The following is a 1,519-nucleotide window of genomic DNA, read 5'->3' on the forward strand; positions in this document are numbered from 1 at the left end:
AAATGGGTTGGGCCAATGCTCAACGATATTTACTCACGGGTGACGAGTGGTCGGCCGCTGATGCGTATCGCATGGGAATGATTCAGGAAATATGTGAGCCAGGGAAGCAGTTAGAATGTGCCTTAGCGCTAGCACAGAAGATCGCTAAGGCAGCTCCTTTGGCTGTACGTGGAAGCTTGACTTCATCTAAGCTTGCAAGACAAGAAGGCGAGGCATCGGCCATAAAGCAACTTTTTCCTAGCTTAAAGCCCGTCATTGAGTCAGAAGATATGAATGAGGGAGTTCAGTCATTTATCGAGCGTCGTGATGCGGTCTTCGTAGGGCGTTAAGCCCTGAAGGATCAATTTAACAAAGACGAGGCACGCTTAGGCCAAACCTAATGCCCGCAGTACAAATATTCCTGTGCTTACTGTTAATAGTGACAGTACGGTGGATAAAGCGATAATCGTTGCGGCCAATTCGGCGTTGCCTCGCATGGCCTTAGCCATTACGAAACTCGCTGTAGCTGTGGGGCTTGCGAACATAAGAAACAAAGTACCCAATGCTAAATCTTTAAAACCCATCACTAAGGCGGCAAGGGTGAACAGCAATGGCAATCCAACAAGCTTCAGTAAAGTTGCTTTTAATGCAAGATGATTGCTATCTTTTAATTCATTTAACTTGATCGAACCGCCTACGCAAATCAATGCTAGAGGCAAAGTCATGTTTGCAAAGTACTCGCCGCTTTTCATAATGATGGCTGGTGGCTCTAACTGCAGGAGGTTAAGCACAAGTGCTGTAACAATGGCGATGATCAGCGGGTTTTTCGCCATGTCTTTTGCCATCGATAGCCAATCAAAACGTTTATCTGAATGGAACGGTAATGTCAGCGCAAAGACAGACAGGACATTATAAAGCAGTGTTAAAAAAGCCAGTAGAATAGAGCCGACAGCTAAACCTTCATCGCCATACATGTTCATGCAAAGTGCTAGGCCAACGATACCCATATTTCCACGAAAGGCTCCTTGTACAAAAACGCCTCTATTTTCTGGTAGAAGTTTCATCGTGCCGCTTAGCCGCCAGCAGGCTAGGAATCCAGCTACAGTTACAAGCAAAGCAAACATAACTTGCCTAGTATCAAAAACGGCTGATAGGTCAGATTCCAGTACTTTGATAAATAACAGAGCGGGTAATGCGATGGTGAAAACGAGTTTTGAGCCGGAATTGATGAAACTTTCAGTTAACCAGCTTGTTCGTCGAAGGAACCACCCTAGAAATACAATGATAAAAATGGGTAAGGTAATATTTGAGGTGTACAATAGTAAATCAAGAAAAGATGACAATGGAGTCTCTCAAAAAGCGTAATTTGTAGCTAAGTATATGCGATTTATCAGTTGAGTTCCGAAAAGTGCTTTAAGCAAAGCTAGTTTCGATACAAATTTAGCTTTTATGTCTCCTCAGCGTTTTCCCTAGGCTTGTGTGGCTGTCTTTTCGAGCGGTAAAGTTTGGCATGAAGCTCCTGAATTAATCGCAAACCGAA

2 protein-coding genes are annotated in these 1,519 nt (G+C 43.9%); one reads left to right on the forward strand and one right to left on the reverse strand.

Translation table 11 applies throughout. The features are described 5' to 3' along the window. A partial coding sequence (locus A3735_RS15315) for an enoyl-CoA hydratase-related protein (RefSeq protein ID WP_082885898.1) occupies positions 1-329 on the forward strand: 329 nt, incomplete at its 5' end. A gap of 36 nt (positions 330-365) precedes the next feature. Here A3735_RS15315 and A3735_RS15320 read toward each other — a convergent pair. After that, positions 366-1,322, reverse strand: a complete 957-nt coding sequence (locus A3735_RS15320; RefSeq protein ID WP_068515095.1) for an AEC family transporter — start codon at positions 1,320-1,322, stop codon at positions 366-368. Between the last annotated feature and the right edge of the window lie 197 nt (positions 1,323-1,519).

Source organism: Oleiphilus sp. HI0061 (assembly GCF_001635675.1).